This window comes from Microbulbifer maximicatervae (SeqCode) (assembly GCF_052467955.1).
In genome coordinates this window covers 4,671,484-4,688,310 of sequence record NZ_CP174329.1, presented here as the reverse complement: position 1 = coordinate 4,688,310, position 16,827 = coordinate 4,671,484, and the positions used below count along the sequence as shown (strand labels likewise).

Here is a 16,827-nt window from a genome sequence, read left to right as displayed (position 1 = left end):
GTTGCACATCTAATTTTTATTGTTTTTCCATGGTAGCCAGAGGCAAATTTGTAACCCTCCACCGGGGCGGTTCAAGAGTTGTATGTGCCCATCGTGTGCATCAATGATTTCTCGGCAGAGCGCTAAGCCCAGGCCGACACCTTGCTCTTTAGTTGAGAAAAAGGGGAGCAAAGCCTGCTCAAGCACTTTCTCACTCATGCCACAGCCACGATCGGAGAGTACTAACTTTTGCCCAAGGATATCGGTGCTGACTTCAAGCTCAATATCCTCACTATCACTACCAGCTTCTCGTGAATTTTTAATCAAATTTAAGAGGGCCTGTTCAATTTGAATGGGGTCAAAATAACCGGGTTCATCCGGTAAGGCGCCCTTAATTGAGAAGGCCTGAATTGGCATTATACGATCGACTAGATCTTGCCAAGTTATGGCCTCGCAGCTAGGGGGAGGGAGTTTTGCAAAAGAGGCATATCCTTGGGTGAACTCTGTTAGATGCTTACAGCGATCTGCAATAATATCGAATACTTTTTCCAGAGCTTTCTCTTTGCCGGGCTTTGTTACCAGCATTTTTCCTGAGTGGGCGAGAGACGAGATCGGGGCAAGGGAGTTGTTCAGTTCATGGCTTATCAGGCGAATAACTTTTTTCCAAACTTCTACCTCTGCACGGGTTAGTTCGCGGGTCATTTCCCGCAAGACGATTAAGCGATGCTTTTGGGTATTCAATATAAATGTACTGTTCCCGATATGCATGGAGTGCGGTCCATTACTATCAGTGTAATTAAATAGTCCATTTTTCCAGCTATTAATGGCGCTAGCTATTTCTTTAGGGCTTTTGGGTAGGAGGTTTTGTAACATTAACCCTTGTATAGGTTTACCATTATTGAGTAGTTGTTTGGCACTACTGTTTGAGTAAATAATACGATCGCTTTGATCGACCAGTAAAAGAGCTTGGGGAGATGTCTGGATAACGGTGTCTAAAAGGAGTTCCCGTTGATAAATATGAGCGCGCTCTTTACGTAAGTGTTCGCCAATTTCATTATAAAGCAGTGTTATTTTTCTGAGCTCGCTATCCTTTGGATGTACAAGGGAAATTGAGAAGTCGCCGTCACGAAAATTTAGCAGGCCATTTTGTAGTGATTTTAGGGTGCTAGTTAGGGGGGCAAGTATAAGGCGAATCAGTACAATTAATAACGGCAATGAAATGATGAGTCCCGCTGACCAGGCGAGTGATGGGTTAAAGCCAGCCCGAATGCCGAGCCAGGATATGGTAACACCAGCGACTAAGGGAATGGCCGCTGTTGCAATAAGGCGGCCTTCAAGTGAAAAATATTTCGACATCAATAGGGTATACCGTGTTTTTCCAGGCGGCGGTATAGCGCTTGGCGGCTCATACCGAGTTCTCGTGCAGCCTGGGCAATAATTCCATTGCAGTTGGATAGTGTCTCTTGTAGCAGCTCACGACTGGGCTCGAAACTCACTTCCACTTTATCGGATGGTGTTTGCTCAGGAAGTGCCAGGACGGCTTCATCGATGGTATCCTCCTGACTAAGGACGGCCGCTCGCTGCATAACATTTTGAAGTTCTCGCACATTGCCGGGCCAATGATAGCGAGTAAGGGCGTTTAACGCTTGAGGAGATAGCTTTTTTGAGTTGCCACTTTCTGCGAGGAAGCTCATCGCGAGGGGAGGGATGTCTTCAGGGCGCTCATGCAGTGGTGGGAGGCGCAGTTCTATAACATTGAGTCGATAAAATAAATCCTGGCGAAACTTGCCTTCCTCGATAGCCTTGTGGAGATCTCTATTGGTAGCACTGATTACCCGAACTTTGGTTTTGCGGGTTTGGCTGCTGCCTAAACGTTGGAATTCCCCGGTTTGTAGTACACGCAGTAGTTTCACCTGACCGCTGGGTGATAGCTCGCCAATTTCATCGAAGAACAGGGTGCCGCCATCGGCGGCCTCAAACCTGCCCTCCCGTGCCCGATTGCTGGCGCCGGTATAGGCTCCAGGTTCGGCTCCGAACAGCTCTGCTTCCATCAGATCTTCCGGCAGTGCACCCACATTAACTTTAATAAAAGGCCCTTCTTTAGATGAAGAGTTCGCCTGGACAATCTCAGCAATCTTCTCTTTGCCGGCCCCATTTGGCCCTGTGATCAGGATGGGAACTTCAGATTTCGCTACTTGAGTGGCCATCTCCAACAGCTTTTGCATTTTATCGCTGCGGTAAATTATGTCTTGTAGTAAAAAGTCCTCCCGTAATTGGCTGCGAGCATTCAAAGCTTGTTGCTGGGATGCCTGCTGGCGCTTTTGTAGTTCTCCCAGTTCCAATAAATTGTTAATTGTGGATATTAGTTTATTGTCATCCCAGGGCTTACCCAGGTAATCAGCAGCACCAGCTCTGACTAACTCGACGGCCATTTCCAGTTGAGTCCAAGCTGTCAGCAGGATAATCGGAAGGTCCGGATTTATTTCCCGAATCGCGAAGAACAGTTCTTTGCCTTCTTCTCCAGAAGTTGTGTCAGCGGTGAAATTCATATCCTGGATAACCAGGCTGACATCGCTGTTCTCTCGTAGTAGCTGTAAGCCGGCTTGAGGAGTAATCGCACAAAGTGGCTGCAAGTCATGCAGAGACAACAGGATCTCCAGGGCGGAAACGATACTGCTGTTGTCGTCAATAATAAGTACTTTGTCCATAGTTTCTAAGACACGCTATTAAGGCGCCTATTATGCAATGTGTTGATGGCGAGGGGGAATGCTTGTGGCAGGTTTTCCCTGCCACAAATAGATTAGGGAGAGTTAGTGGACGATGTGTTGCTCAGCAGGTTTATGGTCGAAGCTGAGTACCCTCGCGAGCTGCCACTTTCCATCTACCTGTTTCCAGAGGTGAGTAAACTGTGAACTTTCCCGTAAGATCTCAGATTTGTCGTCATTGATGCCATAAAATCGATGGGTGCCTGACTGAATAGCACCGTAATGGTTAACAGGGTAGATTTTAGTGCTCTCGATTACCAGTTCACGACGTGCACGAATACCACTTCCATTTTCACGCTGTTTACACATATTGGTAATGGCCTTGACAAACTCTTCTCCAGACTTTGCTGTTTGACCCCACTTGTCATGGTACATTTCAAAGTCATCGGTCACCAGGTTTTGTGCTTCTCTTAGATCACAATTATTGAATAATGCATCAAATAAGCGTTGGTCGGCTCTAGTAATTTGTTGTACTAGTTCTTCAGTTACTAGTGGACCAGCAATAACCGGATGTTTTTCAGCTTGTAAGTTTGGGCTAATGAAGGTTAGCCCCACAAAAAATAAAGAAGATATTTTTTTAAACAAGATCAATGTCCCTATTGTTTTTTTGCTGGGGGGTATGTCGACCGAATGTGGCAGATAAACCATGAAAATGAATGAGGAAAACTTTTACCTTATCTTGGGGGCGAGCAATTAGCTCACCCCCTAAAGGTTGTTGTTTAAATACTTCGGGTGGCTGTCGCCGGCGATATATTGGCTGCTCGTAGTGCTGGGGCAAGTGCAGCTACAAGGCTGACTAAGAGAACCAGTAGCGCACAAATAACTAGAGGTACAATTGTTAAAGTAGGCTGTGAGTAATCGCGAACCATATATTGATTGGCAATCAGTGCCGCTGCACTGCCAACTGCGATACCCAGACTCGCTATCATTCCGTTTTCAATAAGGAAATATCGGCTGATATTAGTACGGGTGGCCCCTAATGCACGTCTAACACCAATTTGCTTGGCCCTTTGGTTAATCCAAAAAATGGTTAGACCTACAATGCCAAGGGCTACAATAAAGCTCAGCATAGCTGCAACGATAGAGAGTACTTTAACCATCATATTGTCGATAGCATAGCTGCGTTTGACATACTTAGAGAGTGGCTCAACAGAGATTACTCGCTGAGGGTCTCGCTCGGAAAGCTTGTCAGCTAACACCTTCATTACCTCATCGCGTTTACCCGGCTCTGTACGTACTATATATTTTGCATAACGCCTATTTTTTATTTCTGGGTAAAACATCACATTACCAGCTTTGGACCATCCAACCCATGCTCCCAGATGCCGTTCTACAACTCCGACTATTTCCATCGGTTCAGAGCTACCACCGGAGAAAATTGGCCGTCCTATAGGATCCTGATTGGGGTAGAATTTATCGGCAAGTTGCTGGGTGATAATGACAACAGGTTTTTTTGTAGCCTCGTGAGAGTTGCTGGCCTGCATATCGGCCTCGGTAAAGTTACGACCTGCGACTAACTTTAAATTGAGGGTGTTAATAAAGTGTGGATCAACTTGATAGTAGTTGGCTCCTTCTCCGCCGATTTCCTGATTGGCTTTATTGTGATATACCGAAGACGATCCTGATTGCGATAGAGGGATTTGTTGAGTGATCGAGGCATCGACAACATTTGGAAGTTGACGGAGAATCCCTAAATCGGCTCGTACCGCCCCAATTGTGTCGTAGTCTTTTGGTATTGCCATGAACCCAATAGTAATAATGTTGTCGACATCGATTCCTGTGGGCCGGTTTATCTTTTCTACTCTATCTTGGATTATTATTGCTGTGTTGCTGATAATTGCCAGGGTTAAGCCAAGCTGAAGGGCAATCAGCAGTGCAGAAACTTTGTTGCGCCAGAGGGCGGACAGCATCGGTTTTAATTCAAGCATGGTCAGGCCTTACTGGGTTTTCAGGTAGATAGAAGGGTTGGTTTGACTGATCTTCAATGCTGGATAGAAACCTGCCAATAGGCTTGCGACAATAGCCAGGCCAATAGCCGCAACCATCATGACCCAATCCATAGTTGGAAGTGTGTCGATTTGGCCCATGGCCAGGTAGCGAATGCCGCTAAGGCCGAGTATGGCGAGAAAAATACCTGCTACTCCGCCGATGATTCCTATGGTTGCGCTTTCAATTAAGTGCTGGGTGAAAATCGCACTTCTACTTGCTCCCAAGGCGCGACGCACACCAGCTTCTGGTGCTTTGCGTAGAAATTTTGCCAACAATAATGCAACGGCATTGATAATACATACCAGGAGAAACGCCAAAGAAACCCACCCAAGAATGCGGTTGTCATCGCTGAGTACCTCATTGAGAACCAACCACTCAGATGGCTTACTCAAGGCAAACTTTAGTGGTCGCTCGAAACGTCCTTGAGCTTTCTCTTGCTGAATATAAGCACGAAGAAAATTTTCGTAATGTGCTTTTTGTTCGCTAGTTGTAAGTTCAACCCAGTATTGAACCCAGAGATATTCACTCTGTAGAAACTCTTCATATCCCTGCGGATCGGCATTGTCCCAGCCATTGGTGTTGCCCCAGCTGTGAATTTCCAATTTGCGGTGTAAGCCAAAGGGTATGAATAACTCTTCTACTGTATCAAACGGGCTGTTGTTGACATCATATACCTTTGGTGAGGGCTCCCAAGTGTCGATAACGCCCACTACCGTATAGGGTTCGTCGTTGAGTTTTATTGTCTTTCCAACGCTATTTTGACCAGAGAAAAGCTTGTCATTTGTCGGCTTGGAAAGCACAACTACTTGAGTAGGAGAGCTATCAGCAGACTTTTCCCAAGTGCCACCATAAATAAAGGGCACATCGAACAAAGCGAAAAAGTCTCGGGTAGTTACCCGGGTATGTGATTCAAAAGGTCTAATAGCAGAATTTTCAATCTCAACGGTAAAACCGTAGCGATGCATGGCAACTTGGCGGGTGGGAATATCTGAGCGCAATAACGCTTCGGCGTCCCGATAGGTCAGCTGCCAGGGTATTTCATTCTTACTTTTGTAAGCTTTATTAACATCCCAACTGTCTAGCTGTACGGCAAAGAGAACGTCGTCTTTGTGCTTTAAAGCATTCTGGGACATAGTGTAGTTCAGGGTCAGCACCGTCATAGAGGCGCCGACACCGACTGCAATAGCGGCAACCATTAAGCTGCTTAAAATCGGGGTTCCGCGCAAACTTCGTAGGGCCAGGGAAATATAGTATCCAAACATGGTGCAGTCTCCTTAAGCAGTAACGGCAGCAGGCTGCTCGGGGACCGCACGTAAATCGCAAACCTGTCCATCTACAATCTGGATGTTGCGGTGGGCACGGCGTGCGAGTTCTGGATCGTGGGTAACCATTACGATGGTGGTTCCCCACTCGTTAATAAACTCCAGTAGCTCCATTACCTGGCGGGCCATTAAGGAGTCGAGGTTACCGGTGGGCTCATCCGCAAGTAGAAAACGGGGTTCGCCAGCTAAAGCGCGGGCGATAGCGATACGTTGCTGCTGTCCACCGGAGAGCTGTGCCGGCAGGTGTTTAGCGCGTGCAGAAAGGCCTACCTGCTCGAGCACTTTTTCAATACGCTTGCGACGTTCTTTTGCATTGAAACCACGATAGCGCAGGGGAACGTCGATATTGTCGAATAAAGTTAGGTCGGGAATCAGGTTAAACCCCTGGAAAATAAAGCCTATTTTTTCGTTGCGCAGATGTGAGCGCTGGCGGTCATTGAGATTACTAACATTCTCACCGTCGAGCAGGTACTCTCCACTGGTGGGCGTTTCCAGTAGGCCGGCGATGTTGAGAAAGGTGGTTTTACCGGAGCCACTGGGGCCGGTCACAGAAACAAACTCACCCTCTTTAACTTCAAGGCTGAAATCGCGCAGCGCATGAGTTTCGATAGTATCGGTACGGAAACTTTTACGGATATTGTTCATTTTCAACATTGCGATATTCCCTTTTTCTTAAACTTTAAATTATTGATTGATTTACTAAAGAGCTTTACTGAGCTCCAATTTGAATTTGGGGTTAATCTGTCAGCGCAATTAGCTGGGCATTTTCGAGTTCCTCGGAAGAGGAGATAATGATTCTGTCTCCCTCTTGTAGACCTGAGATAATCTCTACCTGTTTTAAGCCAAAGGCGCCTATCTGGATGGAAACTCGCTCTGCCTGTTGTTCGCTGTTCAAACGAAAGGCATGGTTGCCACCGCTTTGATCGAGGAAGCCACCGCGTTTGACCAGTAGCACGTTATTGCGGTTTTCCAGCAGTATGCGGGCGGTGAGGCGGAGATTTTGTCGAAGCTTTTTCGGCTGCCCCTCAGTGAAACGAACCCGTGCGACCACCTGGCCGTTTATAACCTCGGGGGAGATTGCAGTAATTTCCCCTGGTAGCTCTTTTCCACCGAGTTTGATTACCACGGCCATGCTGATACCCAGGTCGTCGGCATAGTTTTCCGGCACTTTGGCCTCGAGTTCAAAACTGGTGAGATCGACAACTGTAATAAGTGGCGCATTGGCGCCCACGGCGCTGCGCTGTGCCACAGCTAAGCTACCGATGGTGCCGTTGACCGGTGAGATAATGTTCAGCTCGCGCACTCGGCGCTCAGTTTCTTCTACCTGAAGGCGTTGTTGTGAGACCTGGAGTTCCAGGTTCTGGGTTTCAAAGGTCAGTGATTCTTTTTCCAGTCCCGCATTTTGTACGGCTTGTTCGTACTCCAGCTGGGCGCGGGCCATATCGTCCTTGGTTTTTTCAAAATCCAGCCGCGAGATAATTTGCTTTTCCATCGACAACTCTGCTCGCCTCAATTCTCGTTTGGCAGCGGTGAGGTTGACTTTGGCCAGGTCGGCCTTTTGCTGGTTTTCCATATGCTGGCGTTTGGCCTGGATTTTTTGGCGCTGCAGGTTCACCGTCAGCTGGTTGAGTTGAGCGTTTTCCTGGGCCAGCTGATTGGATAGTTCCGGGCTGTCGACGGTGGCCAACAACTGCCCTTCGTCAACGGTATCCCCAGCTTTCACTGCAAACTTCACAATGCCCTGGGCAGGGCTGAAAAGTGTGGGGCTGTTTGCGGCGACCACTTGGCCCTGAACCACCAGATCTCGCACCAGGTCTCCTCGCTGGACCTGGGCGATATTGACTTGAGACAGGGAGAGGGTGCTGTCGACAGAGCTATTGCTGTGCCAGGAGCTAATACCCCAGGTCAGGAATGCCAATGTCAAACCGGCAAATACCGAGGCTTTGACGACCTTTTTGTTCTTCCAAACCGGCACGGCTTCTATCTTGGTATCTTGTCCGGAAGTATCTCTAATCATTGCGGCTTTCCGTTTCTCTTGCTGTTTTGCCTGTCATTGCTATTTGGATGCAGGCTTTTGGAAATTTGGATTCAGAGCTAAGAATCTGCTTGTTAGGAGGGGTATCGCAATAAGCATGCCAACAGTTAAATTTTATTTAACCTGTTGATATAAAAAGACTTTTTTAGTTTTTTGTGTTTTTTTGTTTTCTTAATGGTGTCCGCAAAAAGTGTCCGGTGTCCGCCTTGTCCGCGGTCGAACAGCTGTGGACAGTTCTGATATTTATCAGGGGAAAAGTGGGGAGAGGGAGGCTGCGCCATGCGGGGTTACTGCCGTTTATGTTAGAGTGCGCGGCCTTTTTTTGATCAATCTCAATTTAATTAGCTGTCTCCTATGTTTCCTTCGCTGCTCTCATCGACCAAAGCCGACTGGTTCGGCAACATACGTCGGGATGTTCTCGCCGGCCTGGTAGTGGCCCTGGCTTTGATACCCGAAGCCATCGCTTTCTCGATCATTGCGGGCGTTGACCCCAGGGTCGGGCTCTACGCCTCTTTCTGTATCGCTGTTGTGATTGCATTTGTCGGCGGTCGCCCGGGAATGATCTCCGCTGCCACCGGGGCCATGGCTCTGCTGATGGTGACTCTGGTGAAAGAACACGGGTTGCAGTATCTGCTTGCGGCAACCTTATTGACTGGGGTACTGCAGATTATTGCGGGTTACCTGAAGCTGGGGAGCTTAATGAGTTTTGTCTCCCGGGCTGTGGTGACAGGGTTCGTCAATGCCCTGGCAATATTGATATTCCTGGCGCAAATGCCGGAATTGATCGGCGGCACCTGGGAAGTCTATGCAATGACTGCGGCGGGTCTGGGGATTATTTACCTGTTCCCTTATATCCCCGTGATTGGCAAGGCTGTGCCATCACCGCTGGTGTGTATTCTGCTCCTCACCGCAGTGGCAGTGACGATGGGATTGGATATTCGCACTGTCGGCGATATGGGTGAGCTGCCGGATACTTTGCCTGTTTTCCTCTGGCCAGAAGTTCCGCTTAACTTTGAAACCTTACAGATTATCTTTCCCTACTCCGCAGGTCTGGCCGTCGTGGGCTTGCTGGAATCCCTGATGACCGCGACGATTGTCGACGACCTGACGGATACTACCAGTGACAAGAACCGCGAGTGTAAAGGTCAGGGTATTGCCAATATTGCTGCGGGTACCCTGGGTGGTATGGCTGGCTGTGCGATGATCGGCCAGTCTGTTATTAATGTGAAATCCGGTGGCCGCGGCCGTCTTTCCACTCTGGTGGCCGGTATCGGTCTGCTGACACTGGTAGTGTTTATCAGTGACTGGGTTGCTGTGATCCCCATGGCGGCGCTGGTGGCAGTCATGATTATGGTCTCTATCGGCACCTTTGACTGGGGCTCCATCCGCAACCTGAAGCACTACCCACTCTCTACAAATTTGGTCATGCTGGCCACTGTGGTTGTGGTAGTGTGGACTCACAACCTGGCCTATGGTGTATTTGTCGGTGTGCTGTTGGCATCGCTGTTCTTTGCCAACAAAGTCAGTCACTTTATGTATGTGAGCAGCTCCCTGGATGAAAAGCAGAGTCGCCGCACTTACAAGGTCATTGGGCAGGTATTTTTCAATTCAGCCGATAAGTTTACCGCTTCATTTGATTTCAAAGAGGTGGTGGATACGGTGGTGATCGACCTCAACCGCGCGCATTTCTGGGATGTTTCCGGGGTTAATGCGCTAGACAAGGTGGTGCTTAAGTTCCGCCGCGAGGGAGCACAAGTTGAGCTGGTAGGACTGAATGAGGCCAGTGAAACGATCGTCGACCGTTTTGGCGTACACGATAAGCCCGAGGAAATTGAGCGGGTTCTTGGAGGACATTGATGGCCGTAAGCAACAGCGAAAATAACAATGAGAACACAGGTAATGGCGGCAAAGCGCCATTGATACTCTCTTGTATCGATGGCTCTCATTACACTGGAGCGGTGTGTGATTACTCGGCCTGGCTGGCCAGGAGCCTGCAAGCACCGCTGAAGCTGTTGCACAACATCGAAAGAAGCAGTGTCCCTGCGGTAACCGATTTTACCGGCAGTATTGGCCTGGGAAGTCAGGAGGAGTTGCTGGAAGAGTTAACTGCGCTGGAGCAGCAGCGGGCGCAGTTAATGGTGCAGCAGGGCAAGCTGATGCTACAGGCCGCCCGCAGCCGCGCCGAAGATGCCGGTGTGCAAAATATCAAAGCCTGCCAGCGTCACGACAGCCTGACAGAATCAGTGGTGGAAATGGAAGACTCCATTCGCGCGCTGGTGTTGGGAATTCGCGGTGAAGAGCACGGGGATTCTGAGCGTGGACTTGGCGCTCACCTGGAGACAGTAGTGCGCTCACTGCACAAGCCGATTTTGGTGGTCAATCGGGACTTCACAGAGCCCAGCAGGGTGATGCTTGCCTACGATGGCAGTGAGGCCTCGTGCAAGGCATTGGCGATGGTTGCAGAGAGCCCATTATTTCGCGAACTCTCCTGTCACCTTGTCTATGTAGGGCCCGCTGAAACTGCGGAGAATTTGTTGGCTGAAGCCTCGGCCAAACTGGATTCTGCAGGACTCACTTGCACTGCCAGTAATCTCACCGGCAATACCGTTGAAGCTTTGGTGGCCTACCAAACCGAGCACCAGATTGACCTAACCGTGATGGGAGCTTTCAGTCACAACCGCCTGCACGACCTTCTGATGGGAAGCATCACCGTTAAAATGTTGTTGAAAGCCCGCCAGCCTCTGTTGCTGTTGCGGTAGAAGCCCCTTCGCTTCCCACTTAAAGTGCCAGTGCCGCTTCCCGGGGGCTGGCAAACCAGCGTAGGGGTTCTGCCTCATCGGGTAGTCTTAAATCGTAGAAATGGGCTTCGCGACCAACTTTGCGAAGCTCTTTTTCTCCCATCACTAAATAGCTTTTAAGATCTAAGTTGCAACGATTTTCCTGCTCTTGTTGCGTGTCTTTCTCGGTAAATGTCAGCTGAGAAATATCAATCAATGTCCTTATTTTCTTATCCTGATATCGCCATACGCCGGTGATTGGGTCAAAACGGTAAAACGGCAACAATCTCCAGCCGTAGTTGGCGACCAGGGCCACTGCCTCCAATAAGTATTCGAAGACTTCCTCGCTGATAAAATAGTTAAAATTGAGTCTTATCCAACCGGGTCTCAGTACCTTGTGACCTTGCAGGATTTGTTCTTCCAAGGATTTACTGTGGGCCATATCGATGCCCAATAAAGCGTGCCCATAGGGACCGGCACAGGAGCAGCCTCCGCGAACCTGAATACCAAACAGGTCATTGAGCAATGCCACTACAAAACCGTAGTGAAGGTCCTTATTGTTCCATTTAATTCGCAGGGAGATGATGGATAGTCGCGCAGGGTCAGTATTGCCGAGTATCTCAATGGCCTCTTCCTCCGACCAGCGTTGCAGTGCCCGCTGTAAAAATTGGGTTTCGCGTCGACCAATCTCTTTTGCGCCCACCGTCTGTTGAAGTTTGAAAACCATACCGGCCCTGATCGACTCGATAATGGCTGGAGTGCCGCCCTCTTCACTGCGCTCGGCGTCTTCCAGATAGCGGTGATCTTCCGGTGTGACATAAAGGACGGTACCGCCTCCCGGTGTGGCAGGTACCGAGTTTTTCAGCAGGTCTTCGTGTACAACCAGAATACCTGGGGTACCAGGTCCTCCGATGAATTTGTGCGGGGAGATAAACACGGCATCCTTTTGGTAGTGGCTATCCGGCGTTGCTGGCCCTTGCATATTAATTTGCACATAGGGTGCTGCGGCGGCGTAGTCCCAAAAAGATAAAGCTCCGTGTTTTTTAAGGAGTGCAGTCACTGCCTCTACATCTGTTTTGATTCCGGTTACGTTAGAGGCCGCAGAAAAACTGCCGATTTTGTGTGGTCTATGGGCATGGGCGCGCAGTTCTGATTCCAGTACTTCAAGGTCAAGTTTTCCACTTTGATCCAGTGGAATAGCGATTAAATCGGCAATGCTCTCTCGCCAGGGGAGTTCATTGGAATGGTGCTCGTATGGGCCGATAAAAATAACCGGGCGATCATGTTCGGGAATTCTACTTAAGAGCTGGTGTTGCCTATCCAGGTCTGCGGGCAGGCGCAAGTTGAGAATATCGATCAATTTGTTGATCGCCGCTGTTGCACCAGAACCACAAAAAATCACTTTATGGTTATCGCTGGCGTTGACTGCCTGACGAATTTCTTCACGGGCCTGCTCCCGTAGCGCGGTGGTATGGGCACCGGTATAGGAGCTCTCGCTGTGGGTATTGGCATAGAAGGGCAGTACCTGCTGGCGGATAGTCTCTTCGATAAATGTCAGCGCACGACCGGAAGCTGTGTAGTCGGCGTACACCAGAGGACGTTTTCCAAACGGCGTTACGATTGCTTGCAATTCGCCGATTACCGAGTCGCGGATGTGCTTTATCAGGTCTGTCATGATTTCCTTTCCCCTGTTTTGTGGGGCTCACTTTAGTCCCGAATGCTTGAAACAATGTCTCTACTTGTATCTTTTATTGTGCAATTTATGAATAAATGTGCCGATAATAAGATTTAAATCGTAAAACTGTGCCATAAGGCGTCATTTTGTGTGATTGGGCGAGGCGGGGACTGAGTGATGACTGAAGGATTAAGCAAATTGGATAGGGCAATACTCGAGCTGTTGCAGGCTGATGCGACCCTGTCAGTGGGGGATATTGCCGAGCGGGTTGGGATGTCCAAGTCGGCATGCTGGCGCCGCATTCAGCGTCTTGAGAGTGAGGGGGTGATTTGCGACAGGGTTACCCTCCTCGATCAGCAAAAACTGAACTTGCCGCTGACGGTTTATATCTCAATTCGTACCAACCAGCACAACGATCAGTGGGCCGCCCGTTTTGGCGAACTGGTACAGGGGGTGGCTGAAATTCTTGAGGTCCATCGTATGAGTGGAGATTTGGACTATCTGATCAAAGCGGTAGTCACCGATATGCCTGGCTACGATCGTCTCTATAAGGAACTGATCAAGGCCGACCTGTTTGATGTCAGCTCCAGTTTTGTAATGGAGACGATGAAGCAGACAACCCGTTTACCGCTAAATCACGCATTGTCCAAATAGGGCTGGACTCTAGCCGCGTCGATTACTCCACCAGTGGCGCAATCGGGTTTCTCCCAGGGCGCTGTCACCCGGGGGGGCCTTAAGACTGTTGCGAATATCACTCCAGGCGTTGGAGTTCAACCACAGGTTCAGGGCGAGTACCACCAGCATGGTGGTGATAGAGCCGAGCCCCGCCAGCAGCATGTCTTTCTGCGCATCCCAAATATCTCCCTGAGATCCGAGGAAGGCTGCGCCCAATTCTGGAGAGACAGCTTTTGCCGCTTGCCACTCGATGATTTCGTAGATTGATGAGAGCGCAAAAGTCACGTCTACCGGGAAGAAATAGGCCCAGAATCCACGCAGCTGAGCCAGGCGCACAAGAACCTCTCGCACCGGATAGGCCAGGAGAAGGCCAAAGCTGAAATGCACCAGGCGGTCGTACATATTGCGATCGGAGCCCAGCCATTCCTGCAAGGTGTAGCCAAAAGGCGTTTCGGCATAGGTGTAGTGAGAGCCGATCACATGAAGGCAGATGAAGATGGTGATCAATGTATAGGAGATATTCGATAAGGGAAAACTCCGTGCACTGATCAAAATGATCGGTAGAGCGGCAAATACCAGATAGTTCTCCAGCAACCAGTCATCGGGGTGCAGGGGGTTCCAGGCAGACCAGGCCCAGGTAATGGCAAATGTGGTCAATAAGAACAGGCGGAACCAGTGTTGGCGAAGGAAAATCTGCATATGTTTGGCGCCTCTACGTCGGGCTAGAGATTGGCGCCAGGATACACCATTAAAGGGGAATAGGAATTGCGTCGAATTACGGCCCGCTAATGCAATGCCGCGCGGTATGGGAGTGCGGCAGTAATCGCGGCTTCCTCGTCGAGTAATTCAGATAGCCTCGCTTCCACTTTTTCGCGGGGAAAGTACTCCAGGGCGAGTTCAGCAAATAGTTCGTGGTGGCGAGCCTCGCTATCAGCGATGACCTGGTAGAAGGTTTTCAGGGGGCCAGCTGGCAGTGCCTCAGCCACCAGTCCAAAGCGTTCGCACCCCCGCGCTTCGATGATCGCTGCGGTGAGCAGGCGGTCCATCAAGTATTCATCTGGCCCCCGGCGAATCAGTTGGCGCAGGGTGTTGATATACGGATCTTTCACATCCGGTGCCTGGTAGATCCCTCGATCATGCATAATCTTGATAACCTGGCGGAAGTGGTTCATTTCTTCCAGTGCCAGGTTGATCATGGCTTCCACTAAAACGGGCTTGTCGGGATAGTGAGAGAACATGGATACCGCCATGCCGGAGGCCTTTTTCTCTGCGGCAGCATGGTCTTGCAGGAATCGATCAAAGTCGGCGAGCACCACTTGAGCCCAGGATTTGGGGGTGTGAAATCGCAGTTCAAACATAGTCGATGGCGGTTAGTGCAAAGCGTCAGTATACCGCCACCGGTTCACTGCTCTAGAGCGTTATTGCTCCGGGGTAGAGTCAGCTGGCAATTCTGCGTTCGCGAACCTCCCGCTCTTGTTGAGTAACAATTCGGGCCTGTTCCAGGGACATGCCGGCCTTTGCGTGAGGGGTAGGCTTGCCATGTGCGTCCAGCGCGACAAAAACAATTTGGTCCACTTGCACAATCAGCTGCTGTGACTGTTTGTTGCGAACCTCACAATGGACTGTGAGAGAGGTTTGGCCGATACCAACCACTTCGAATCCAAACTCCACCACATCACCGCAGCAAGCGGAGCTGACGAAGTCAATTTCCGACATCAGTTTGGTGACCAGCATTGGAGTACCCATCTGGCAGCCGGCAAAGATTGCCGCTTCCTCATCAATCCAGGACAGTAGCTGTCCGCCAAACAGGCGCTGGGCGGGATTGAGGTCTCCGGGTTTCACACAGTGTCGCGAATAGTATTTCACTCTGACCTTCCTAACTTACTACAGGTTGAACAACGCTCGAGCCATCCCTGGCTTGCTGTATGACAGCGAAAAGCTTCCTTCACTGGTGAGACTGCATACAGCGTGCCAAGCCAGAAAAAGCGCGGTTGATGAATTTTCCTGTGGAAATATGTCAATTAGCCCTTTTGTGGCACCGGCTTGGCGCGACATTAATCACTGTAGCCCCTTTTATGTGCAGGAAAGTCAGGAAATATCGATTTCCTGTTTGGGTTTTAAACAGGATATGGCGCTTTGGCCGGGATAGTAGATATTTTGGACGTCATCTATCGATTGTGGGAAATACCGCTATGGGACTCCTCGGCGACAGAGATTAGAATGGCCCACGAACCTGACCCAGGCGTCGCACTCACGACCTTGGGTTGATAGTTCTCCGGAGCGCCACCAGCGTATCTGTAATCAGGTAACAACGATTCCCAAAAGACGAAGGGAGAGACTGTAAGGATGATCATCCAGCCGAAAGTACGCGGTTTTATTTGTACCAATGCCCACCCGCAGGGCTGCGCTGCTAACGTACGCGAGCAGATTGAGTATATTCAGTCCCAGCCAGCGGTCGAAAATGGGCCCAAAAAGGTGCTGGTGATAGGTGCCTCCACAGGCTACGGCCTGGCATCACGAATTACAGCTGCTTTTGGTTGCGGCGCAAGCACCCTTGGTGTGTTCTTCGAGAAGCCGCCTACTGAAAAGCGCACGGCTTCTGCGGGTTATTACAATTCCGCAGCTTTTGAGCAGGAGGCACACAAAGCGGGGCTTTACGCAAAGAGTATCAATGGCGATGCCTTTTCAGATGAGGTGAAAGCCCAGACTGTAGAGATGATCAAAGAAGACCTAGGTCAGGTTGATCTCGTGGTTTACAGCTTGGCATCCCCGCGTCGCACAGATCCGAAAAGCGGTGAGCTGTATAGCTCTGTACTCAAGCCCATTAACAAATCTTACACTGCCAAGAATCTGAACACTGACAAGCTGGAGATCTCCGATATTACTTTGGAGCCGGCGAGCGACGAAGAGATCGCAAATACCGTCAAGGTTATGGGTGGTGAAGATTGGGAACTGTGGATGCAGGCCCTCGGTGATGCCGGGGTATTGGCTGATAACTGCAAAACTGTGGCTTATACCTATATCGGTGAAAAGTTGACCTGGCCGATTTATGGTCACGCGACTATCGGTAAAGCTAAAGAAGATCTTGATCGCGCGGCAAAAGCGATCACCGATAACGGTAAGGCTGCGGCTAACGTTGCCGTTTTGAAGGCGCTGGTGACCCAATCCAGCTCTGCTATTCCGGTGATGCCACTCTATATCTCTCTTGCGTACAAAATCATGAAAGAAGAGGGGACTCATGAGGGCTGTATCGAACAGCTATACCGCCTCTACACTGAGGGGCTCTATACCGATACTCCACGTCTCGATGATGTGAACCGTTTACGCATGGACGAGAAAGAGCTGCGCCCTGAGACTCAGGCGAAGATCGAAAAGCTCTGGCCAGAGGTAACTGCTGAGAACCTGTTTGACTTGACTGACTTCAAGGGCTATCAGGCGGACTTCCTCAAGCTGTTTGGATTTGGTGTTGATGGCATTGATTACGATGCAGACACCTCACCTATGGTAGATACCAAATTCGGCTGATTTTTTGCGGGACTCCATTTGGGAGTCCCGTTTCCCCTTCCGTAACGCACTCCTACAACTCTTCCTAGCAAAGCTGCATAATCCG

At 49.8% G+C, this 16,827-nt stretch carries 15 protein-coding genes; 4 read left to right on the top strand and 11 right to left on the bottom strand.

Annotated features, from left to right (window positions below; all coding sequences use genetic code 11):
* Nucleotides 1-9: 9 nt before the first annotated feature.
* The 7 genes from ACJJI5_RS20155 to ACJJI5_RS20125 all read right to left on the bottom strand — a co-directional run bounded on the left by ACJJI5_RS20155 (nt 10) and on the right by ACJJI5_RS20125 (nt 8,072).
* Nucleotides 10-1,335: a sensor histidine kinase gene (locus ACJJI5_RS20155; RefSeq protein ID WP_445355036.1), complete on the bottom strand. Its 1,326-nt coding sequence runs from the start codon at nt 1,333-1,335 to the stop codon at nt 10-12.
* The gene (locus ACJJI5_RS20150) at nt 1,335-2,687 is read right to left on the bottom strand and encodes a sigma-54-dependent transcriptional regulator (protein WP_445355035.1); all 1,353 of its coding nucleotides are present in this window, start codon (nt 2,685-2,687) and stop codon (nt 1,335-1,337) included. Before ACJJI5_RS20150 ends, ACJJI5_RS20155 begins: the two co-directional genes overlap by 1 nt.
* A 102-nt stretch (nt 2,688-2,789) precedes the next feature.
* A complete protein-coding gene (locus ACJJI5_RS20145; RefSeq protein ID WP_413664443.1) occupies nt 2,790-3,329 on the bottom strand; it encodes a nuclear transport factor 2 family protein in 540 nt (179 codons plus the stop codon).
* A 134-nt stretch (nt 3,330-3,463) separates the two neighbouring features.
* A complete protein-coding gene (locus ACJJI5_RS20140) occupies nt 3,464-4,672 on the bottom strand; it encodes an ABC transporter permease (RefSeq protein ID WP_444912150.1) in 1,209 nt (402 codons plus the stop codon).
* 9 nt (nt 4,673-4,681) lie between these two features.
* Nucleotides 4,682-5,995: an ABC transporter permease gene (locus tag ACJJI5_RS20135; protein WP_413664445.1), complete on the bottom strand. Its 1,314-nt coding sequence runs from the start codon at nt 5,993-5,995 to the stop codon at nt 4,682-4,684.
* Nucleotides 5,996-6,007: 12 nt separating this feature from the next.
* On the bottom strand, nt 6,008-6,709 hold the full coding sequence (locus tag ACJJI5_RS20130) for an ABC transporter ATP-binding protein (RefSeq protein WP_108731860.1): 702 nt from the start codon (nt 6,707-6,709) through the stop codon (nt 6,008-6,010).
* 82 nt (nt 6,710-6,791) lie between these two features.
* Nucleotides 6,792-8,072: an efflux RND transporter periplasmic adaptor subunit gene (locus ACJJI5_RS20125; protein WP_413664446.1), complete on the bottom strand. Its 1,281-nt coding sequence runs from the start codon at nt 8,070-8,072 to the stop codon at nt 6,792-6,794.
* Nucleotides 8,073-8,444: 372 nt separating this feature from the next.
* Here ACJJI5_RS20125 and ACJJI5_RS20120 point away from each other — a divergent pair, with 372 nt between their 5' ends.
* Together ACJJI5_RS20120 and ACJJI5_RS20115 are read left to right on the top strand one after the other, a co-directional pair.
* The gene (locus tag ACJJI5_RS20120) at nt 8,445-9,947 is read left to right on the top strand and encodes a SulP family inorganic anion transporter (RefSeq protein WP_413664447.1); all 1,503 of its coding nucleotides are present in this window, start codon (nt 8,445-8,447) and stop codon (nt 9,945-9,947) included.
* Nucleotides 9,947-10,849, top strand: a complete 903-nt coding sequence (locus ACJJI5_RS20115; protein ID WP_413664448.1) for a universal stress protein — start codon at nt 9,947-9,949, stop codon at nt 10,847-10,849. The genes ACJJI5_RS20120 and ACJJI5_RS20115 overlap by 1 nt, the downstream gene beginning before the upstream one ends.
* Before the next feature lie 19 nt (nt 10,850-10,868).
* Here the strand turns inward: ACJJI5_RS20115 and ACJJI5_RS20110 are convergent, their stop codons facing one another.
* On the bottom strand, nt 10,869-12,542 hold the full coding sequence (locus ACJJI5_RS20110) for an aminotransferase class V-fold PLP-dependent enzyme (RefSeq protein ID WP_445355034.1): 1,674 nt from the start codon (nt 12,540-12,542) through the stop codon (nt 10,869-10,871).
* 177 nt (nt 12,543-12,719) lie between these two features.
* Here ACJJI5_RS20110 and ACJJI5_RS20105 point away from each other — a divergent pair, with 177 nt between their 5' ends.
* Nucleotides 12,720-13,196 (top strand): Lrp/AsnC family transcriptional regulator, encoded by a 477-nt coding sequence (locus tag ACJJI5_RS20105; RefSeq protein WP_445355033.1) that lies wholly within the window; start codon nt 12,720-12,722, stop codon nt 13,194-13,196.
* 9 nt (nt 13,197-13,205) lie between these two features.
* On the opposite strand, the gene ACJJI5_RS20100 is transcribed toward ACJJI5_RS20105, so the two are convergent.
* The 3 genes from ACJJI5_RS20100 to ACJJI5_RS20090 form a co-directional block, all read right to left on the bottom strand.
* Nucleotides 13,206-13,916: a DUF2238 domain-containing protein gene (locus ACJJI5_RS20100; RefSeq protein ID WP_445355032.1), complete on the bottom strand. Its 711-nt coding sequence runs from the start codon at nt 13,914-13,916 to the stop codon at nt 13,206-13,208.
* 86 nt (nt 13,917-14,002) lie between these two features.
* The gene (locus tag ACJJI5_RS20095) at nt 14,003-14,575 is read right to left on the bottom strand and encodes a tRNA-(ms[2]io[6]A)-hydroxylase (RefSeq protein ID WP_445355031.1); all 573 of its coding nucleotides are present in this window, start codon (nt 14,573-14,575) and stop codon (nt 14,003-14,005) included.
* Nucleotides 14,576-14,654: 79 nt separating this feature from the next.
* Entirely contained in the window at nt 14,655-15,083 is a 429-nt protein-coding gene (locus ACJJI5_RS20090; protein ID WP_444906363.1) for an acyl-CoA thioesterase, read from the bottom strand.
* 480 nt (nt 15,084-15,563) lie between these two features.
* On the opposite strand from ACJJI5_RS20090, the gene fabV reads away from it, so the two are divergent.
* Complete coding sequence (gene fabV / locus ACJJI5_RS20085) at nt 15,564-16,742, top strand: enoyl-ACP reductase FabV (RefSeq protein ID WP_444895132.1); 1,179 nt, start codon at nt 15,564-15,566, stop codon at nt 16,740-16,742.
* The last annotated feature ends 85 nt before the right edge of the window (nt 16,743-16,827 follow it).

Bases quoted from the DNA above. Each gene is read 5' to 3' on its own strand.
- ACJJI5_RS20110 (WP_445355034.1), bottom strand. From the start codon at position 12,542: ATGACAGACCTGATAAAGCACATCCGCGACTCGGTAATCGGCGAATTG.
- ACJJI5_RS20125 (WP_413664446.1), bottom strand. From the start codon at position 8,072: ATGATTAGAGATACTTCCGGACAAGATACCAAGATAGAAGCCGTGCCG.
- ACJJI5_RS20130 (WP_108731860.1), bottom strand. From the start codon at position 6,709: ATGTTGAAAATGAACAATATCCGTAAAAGTTTCCGTACCGATACTATC.
- ACJJI5_RS20155 (WP_445355036.1), bottom strand. From the start codon at position 1,335: ATGTCGAAATATTTTTCACTTGAAGGCCGCCTTATTGCAACAGCGGCC.
- ACJJI5_RS20105 (WP_445355033.1), top strand. From the start codon at position 12,720: ATGACTGAAGGATTAAGCAAATTGGATAGGGCAATACTCGAGCTGTTG.
- ACJJI5_RS20095 (WP_445355031.1), bottom strand. From the start codon at position 14,575: ATGTTTGAACTGCGATTTCACACCCCCAAATCCTGGGCTCAAGTGGTG.
- ACJJI5_RS20150 (WP_445355035.1), bottom strand. From the start codon at position 2,687: ATGGACAAAGTACTTATTATTGACGACAACAGCAGTATCGTTTCCGCC.
- fabV (WP_444895132.1), top strand. From the start codon at position 15,564: ATGATCATCCAGCCGAAAGTACGCGGTTTTATTTGTACCAATGCCCAC.
- ACJJI5_RS20120 (WP_413664447.1), top strand. From the start codon at position 8,445: ATGTTTCCTTCGCTGCTCTCATCGACCAAAGCCGACTGGTTCGGCAAC.
- ACJJI5_RS20140 (WP_444912150.1), bottom strand. From the start codon at position 4,672: ATGCTTGAATTAAAACCGATGCTGTCCGCCCTCTGGCGCAACAAAGTT.
- ACJJI5_RS20135 (WP_413664445.1), bottom strand. From the start codon at position 5,995: ATGTTTGGATACTATATTTCCCTGGCCCTACGAAGTTTGCGCGGAACC.
- ACJJI5_RS20100 (WP_445355032.1), bottom strand. From the start codon at position 13,916: ATGCAGATTTTCCTTCGCCAACACTGGTTCCGCCTGTTCTTATTGACC.
- ACJJI5_RS20115 (WP_413664448.1), top strand. From the start codon at position 9,947: ATGGCCGTAAGCAACAGCGAAAATAACAATGAGAACACAGGTAATGGC.